The organism is Pauljensenia hongkongensis (assembly GCF_001746855.1).
GTDB lineage: Bacteria > Actinomycetota > Actinomycetes > Actinomycetales > Actinomycetaceae > Pauljensenia > Pauljensenia hongkongensis.
In genome coordinates, this window is record NZ_CP017298.1 from 365,326 (window position 1) to 371,614 (window position 6,289).

Annotated in this window: 4 protein-coding genes and 1 pseudogene; 2 read left to right on the forward strand and 3 right to left on the reverse strand. The window is 69.5% G+C overall.

Going from position 1 to position 6,289, the window contains the following annotated elements; genetic code table 11:
- The 3 genes from BH719_RS01560 to BH719_RS01570 all read right to left on the reverse strand — a co-directional run.
- Nucleotides 1–329 (reverse strand): DAK2 domain-containing protein (locus BH719_RS01560; protein WP_034255490.1); only part of this gene is annotated, 329 nt, incomplete at its 3' end.
- 201 nt (nt 330–530) lie between these two features.
- Complete coding sequence (gene dhaK, locus BH719_RS01565) at nt 531–1,523, reverse strand: dihydroxyacetone kinase subunit DhaK (protein ID WP_009400164.1); 993 nt, start codon at nt 1,521–1,523, stop codon at nt 531–533.
- Between the two features lie 111 nt (nt 1,524–1,634).
- A complete protein-coding gene (locus tag BH719_RS01570) occupies nt 1,635–3,392 on the reverse strand; it encodes a bifunctional folylpolyglutamate synthase/dihydrofolate synthase (protein ID WP_009400170.1) in 1,758 nt (585 codons plus the stop codon).
- Nucleotides 3,393–4,168: 776 nt separating this feature from the next.
- Between BH719_RS01570 and BH719_RS09955 the strand changes: the two genes are divergently transcribed.
- Nucleotides 4,169–5,344, forward strand: coding sequence for a DUF6318 family protein (locus BH719_RS09955; RefSeq protein WP_009400174.1), 1,176 nt, complete (start codon nt 4,169–4,171; stop codon nt 5,342–5,344).
- 518 nt (nt 5,345–5,862) lie between these two features.
- Nucleotides 5,863–6,289: pseudogene (locus tag BH719_RS09485) on the forward strand (hypothetical protein); the annotation flags it as partial.

The following is a 6,289-nucleotide window of genomic DNA, read 5'->3' on the forward strand; positions in this document are numbered from 1 at the left end:
ACGACCCCGGCGGCGCCAGCGCCGTCCAGGCCGCCCGCGCCCGCGGCCTTCGCGCCGCGCAGGAACGCCGTCCCGTACAGGGGGCCGGCCGCGCCGCCGACCGTGGACATCAGGGTCTTGGCCACCAGCTTCAGCACGTCGGCGACCGTCTGGGGGTCCTGGGCCCCCAGGGCGTCCACGACCGCGCCGAAGCCCCGGTCCAGGTTCTCCCCGTGGTCGCCGTCGCCGATCTGGCGGTCCAAGTCGATCAACCGCTCGCGCTGCTCACCGACCCGCTCACGGGTGCGCTTCATCCATTCGAGCGCCCACGCGGCGCCGAGTTCACTCATCTCTTCCTCCCATAGGGGCGCGAGGCGGACCCTGTGCCCGCCCCGCGCCATCGGTCCGTTCCGGGCGCGCCGCTTCCGAGCGGGCGCGCCCACCGCATCACGGCGTGGGTGCGCCCCAACCCGGAGCGCGTGCGCCCAATACTTCCAGGCGGGCGGGCGCCGCTTCCAGGAGTGCGCCCGCCATTTCCGAGCGGGTGCGCGTCACTTCCAGGCGGGCGTGCGCACGGGCGCGTCGAAAAGGCCCAGCAGCTCGTCGTCGACGCGGGTGAGGGTCACGGACACGCCCGGCATCTCCAGGCTGGTCACGTAGTCGCCCACCAGAGCGCGCTCGATGACGACCCCGTCGGCCTCCAGCAGTTGCGCCAGGCGCCTGTGGCAGATGTACAGCTCCGAGCCCGGGGTGCCGCCCATGCCGTTCACCAGCGTGATGACGCGCTCGCCCGCGCCCAGCCCCAGGTCGTCCCTCACCCGCCGGTACAGCTCCTCCACCAGGGCATCCGCACTCTCCATGCTCCCGCGCCGGTAGCCGGGCTCGCCGTGGATGCCGATGCCCAACTCGATCTCGTCCTCGCCGAGCTCGAAGGAGGGCTTGCCCGCGTGGGGAACCGTGCACGGGCCGAGGGCCAGGCCCATGGACCGGGTCTGCTCGTTGACGCGCGTGGCGATGGCCGCCACCTCGTCCAGGTCGTCGCCGCGCTCCGCCGAGGCGCCCGCGATCTTCTCCACCAGGACCGTGCCCGCCACGCCGCGCCTGCCCGCCGTGTACAGGGAGTCCTCGACGGCGACGTCGTCGTTGACGACCACGGTGGCGACGCGGATGTCCTCCATGTCCGCCATCTCCGCGGCCGTCTCGAAGTTCAAGACGTCGCCCGTGTAGTTCTTGACGATGTGGAGCACCCCCGCGCCCCGGTCGGCGGCCTTCGTGGCCTCCAGGATCGGGTCGGGGGTCGGTGAGGTGAAGACCGCCCCCGGGACCGCGGCGTCGAGCATGCCCAGCCCGACGAAGCCCGCATGCAGGGGCTCGTGCCCCGAGCCGCCGCCGGAGACGAGGCCCACCTTGCCCTCGTCCTTCGGCGTGCGCCGGGTGACGTAGTCAGGATCCAAGTGGACATCCACCAGGTCGGCGTGCGCCAGGGCGAACCCCTCCAGGGTTTCGCGCACGACAGAATGGACGTCGTTGACGAGCTTCTTCATTGTGCCTCCTCGCAACTCCATGAAACGTGCAGTGCCGTCATGGACAATCGTGCCACGCCCAGCGGGAAAATCCCAGAGTTCGGGCGTTGCCCAGGGGAGGCCGCCGGGCTCCTACTCGGGGAGCTTGCCCGCCAGCGCCAGCATGTCGCCCGCCAGGTGCACGGACCCGAAGACCAGGATGCCGCTGCGGTCCGACGGACCGGCCCCCGCCTCGGCGAGCGCCGCCGCCCGGTCTACCGCGTCCGCCAGGCCCTCCACCGCGTCGACCCTGTCGGGGCCGAACACGTCCGCCGCCACGCGCGCCAGGGCGCCGGTGTCGGCGGCGCGGCCCCCGTCCATGCGGGTCACCACGATGTGGTCCATGAAGGGCTCCACCTCCGAGAGCACGCCCTCCACGTCCTTGTCCCCCATCGCGGAGTAGACGCCGACGACGCGGGAGAAGCCGAAGGACTCCTCGAGGGCGTCGCGCAGCGTGCCCGCGCCCGCCGGGTTGTGGGCGGCGTCCACGATGATCGTCGGCGAGCGCCGCACCACCTGCAGCCTCCCGGGGCTGGAGGCCGCCATCATCCCCGACTCGACGATCCGCCCGTCCAGGGCGCGCCCTCCCATGAACGCCTCGACGGCCGCCAGCGCCACCGCGGCGTTGTGCGCCTGGTGCTCGCCCAGCAGCGGGACGAACACGTCCTCGTACACCGCTGCGGGCGTGCGCACGGTCACCAGTTGGCCGCCGACGCCCATCTGGCGGTCCACCACCTCGAAATCGCGGCCCTCGACGCGCAGCACGGCGTCCACCTGGCGGGCGCGCTCCTCGAGCACCGCCATCGCCTCCTCGCTCTGGCGCGCCACGACGACGATCTGCCCGGGTTTGATGACCCCCGCCTTCTCACGGGCGATCTGCTCGACGGTGGACCCCAGCCACCGCGCGTGGTCCACTCCGATGGGGGTGATGACCGAGACCCCGGCGCTGATGACGTTCGTCGAGTCCCACGTGCCGCCCATGCCGACCTCCACGACGGCGGCGTCCACCGGGTAGTCGGCGAAAGCCGCGAACGCCATCACCGTGAACACTTCGAAGAACGACAAGCGGGGGCCGCCCTGCTCCTGGTTGCGCTCGTCGACCATGCGGATGTAGGACTCCACGTCCTGCCACGCGGCGATGAAGCCCTCCCGGCTGATCGGGTGGCCCTCCAGGCTGATCCGCTCGCGCACGTCGATGAGGTGCGGGGACGTGAAGCGCCCCACTTTCATGCCGAAGGCCGTGAGCACCGCGTCGATCATCCTGGCGGTGCTGGTCTTGCCGTTCGTGCCCGTCACATGGACCGAGGGGTAGGCGTTCTGCGGGTCGCCGAGGATGTCGAGGACCATCTTGACGCGGTCGAGTGTCGGGTCGATGTCGTGCTCGGGGGCGCGCTCCACGATGGACTCGTAGATCCGGCGCACCTGCGCGTCCAGTTGGACCTGGTCGGCCGCCGCGGCCAGAGCGGCGTCGTGGGGGCTGGTGGCGTTGCTGCGGGCGCCGGACGCGGTTCGCGAGGCGCGGGCGGAGTCGTCGACCCCAGGAGCCGAGTCCGCGTCGTCAGACCAATCGGCGTCGTCGGCCGAGTCCGCGTCATCGGCGAACGCCTCGTCGAAGTCCCCGGTGATCTCGGCGAGGATAGTCGGGTCGGGACCCACCAGCAGCGAGTTCTCCACCAGGGCGCGCAACGCCGCGTCCCGGGCGCTGTCGTCGGCGGCGGCCGCGTTCGGTTCCTCCGCCTGGTCGGCCCCCTCCTCCGGGGCGTCGGCGGCCTCCAGGTAGGGAACGAGGTCGGCGGGGATGCCCCGCGCCTCGTCGTCACTGCCGTGTCCGAAGAATGCTTCGCCTGCCATGAGTTCCTCCCTGCGCCACTCGGCGCCGACCGCCCGCTGTCGGGCTGGGCCGCGGCGTGCTCGAAGTCGCGCCGGGCCAATTCTAGCGACGCCGCGCCGACGACGGCCGCCAGGGGAGCTCCGGCGCGTTCCGCTGCAGGGCGCGAGCCCTGACTCTGCGGTCCGCCGGGCCTCCGGTCCGCCGGTTCTCCAGTTCTCCGGTCTGCCAGTCCTCCGGTCCTCCGGTTCTCCGGTCTGCCGGTCCGCCGGTCCGCCGACGCAGGACGCCCTCTCTTCCCCTCTCAACCCCATAGACCCGCAAGCCCGGACGAGGTCCGCCAACGCCGGTTGCCCCTCTCCTGCCCAGCTCCCCGTCCCGGCACGTCGGCGCTCCTCCGGCGCAGAATGCCTCCCGCTCCTTGGTTACGCACTTGGCCGACGACTCCTGGCAGCCGCTGACCGGCGCAGGATGCCCCTCTCCCCCAGTTACGCACACAAGGGTGGTATTTCCGCAACACGCAGCCGCACACAAGGGCTTGATTCCGCCGTTGTGTGCGCTCCGGTGTTGCGTTATTCAGAGCCTTGTGTGCGGTTCTGACAGGGATCGGGCGCACGGAACGGTGGGGGTTCCGGCGGCGGCCCTGCGGATGTCGCGCACCATGCGGGGATCGGCGCTCGGAACGACGGGGGCTCCGGGACGCCTCTCGGAGCCCGGTTCCACCTGTAGCGAGTGGGATGGTTATGCACAGACCATTGTGGAGGTCTGGCGCTGGGGGCATGTGGGGCGTTACCATCGGATGCAAGTGAAGCAGGCCACTGCAGTGGCCCGGGTTGACACGAGGATGTGGTACGACATGGGAGTCGAAGACACCCCCTTGTCCGACGGCGTCACGCGATCCGGAGGGCGTGACGGCCGGGAGCGGCCGATCAATGGCGTCGATTCGAGCGAATCCATACCTCTTGAGGTCAGTCCTTCCAGTGGTGCGCATACCCTATCCGACTTTGACGGGAACGCCCCGTCCGACGGTGCGCACACTTTCTTGTCCGAGGACCGGCCCGGCTCGGGCATTGCCGGGGACAGGCAGGGCCCGGGACCGGAAACCGACAACGCGGCCGTCGGCGATCCGCCTGCTGAGGGTCCCGTTGACGATCCGCCCGACAACGATCCCGTCGACGACCTGCCCGTTGATGATCCTGTCGATGACTTGCCCACTGTTGATGACGGTGAAGGCATGTCGCCTGTGGTGCGCGAGTACACGGAGCGGTTGCGTCGTGAGGCGTTGGCTCGGGACGCGGAGTTGCGCGCGCGGGGCATCGACCCGTACAAGGGGACTGGCGTGGACGAGGAACCGCGTCGGCGGTTGGGCGCGCGCGCCCTGGCGGTGCTGGCCGTTCTGGTGGTCGCGGCTGTGTCGGTGGGCGCGTATGTGGTGTTCTTGCGGGGGGAGCCGGATTACGGGATGAGCCATGGCTACCAGGTCCAGTCCGACGGAAGCCTCAAGCGCCCCAGCGCCCCAGTGCACCAGCCCGACGCCCCGGCCGAACTCCTGCGGTTCACCGACGACGCCAGCGAGATCGCCGCGACGCACTACTTCGAGGTAGTGGCCTACGCGTGGAACACCGGGGACACCCAGTACTTGAGAGCATTCAGCTCACCAGACTGCCAGTTCTGCCAGAGAACAGCAGACGATATCGACCGTCTTTACGGCGGAGGAGGATGGGCGTCTGGAGCAAAGTTCACGGACGTAGTACCGCACCCCCTTGGAAGGTACAGCGACATCGAGAACTACGGGGAGGACACCTATGGCGTTCGCGTGTCGTTTCACCAGTTAACACCGGATCTGTACGCCCATAACGCATTCCAAGCATCCGAAGAGCGCGACGACGAAGTCACTATCCTCGTCCACTGGGATGGGCAGCGGTGGTCCGTGCGAGAGCTTGGCCGGGACCAGGACGCGGAAGGGAGCAACTGAAGATGCGCGCTCAACGACACATCAGGACACCTCTCGTAGTCGTTTTCTGCGCCTGGTTAACAATAGCGAGCGCCTCAATCTCGTTCGCCGAGTCTCCAGGTGATCCCGAAAACACGACGTTCGATACCCAAGTCTCAGGAAATGACGTCGTTTTCAAAGGGACGTATACGTCCAGCGTGAATTCGGACGCTTCATCGCGTCAGCAGGAACCGCACTCCCCTCAAACGGGTACCAGCTTCCCCGCAGATAACGTTCCGGCGGCGTCCGGTGGGTCTGGCGTGTCTGGTGGTGGTTCTTCTCGGGGTGGGCGTGCGGCGGGGGGTCCGTTGGAGATGGTGTGCACGGGTGAGCGGGAGGGGATCCCGGGGTCTGCGGCGCGGCCGGGGGATGCGGGCGCGGCGTCGTCGCACTGCCAGTACGTTCCCGGCACCGCCCCCACCACACCCGAGACTCCGAACGAGGAGCCCGCGGACGAGGAGGGCGGGGGTGAGGGGGAGGCACCGTCCACGGAGACGATCGTGCGCACCGCGCTGGCGCGGGTGCCGGTGTCGGGGGCGGGTCTGTCGTGGCAGCCGCGCAAGAAGTCGTACACGAACGCAGGGGTGCCCACCATCGTCTACGCCGCCAGCCCCACTCAAACCCACACCACGGCCCTGTTCGGACACGAAGTGTCGATCACCTTGACGGCGTCGCAGTACTCCTACGACTTCGGGGACTCCACGCCCCCGTTGGTGACCGCTCGGGCGGGGGAGCCGTGGAGGAGGGGCAACAAGGACGCGAGACTGACCCACCACTACGAACAGGTCACCCGCGGGGGCGACAGGCGGGTGATCACGCTGACGACCAAGTGGGACGCCACCACCACCAACCCCTTCACCGGCCAGACCCTCACCCTCCCATCGATCATCACCACCACCGAGCGGTCCAGCCCCTTCCCCGTGTCCC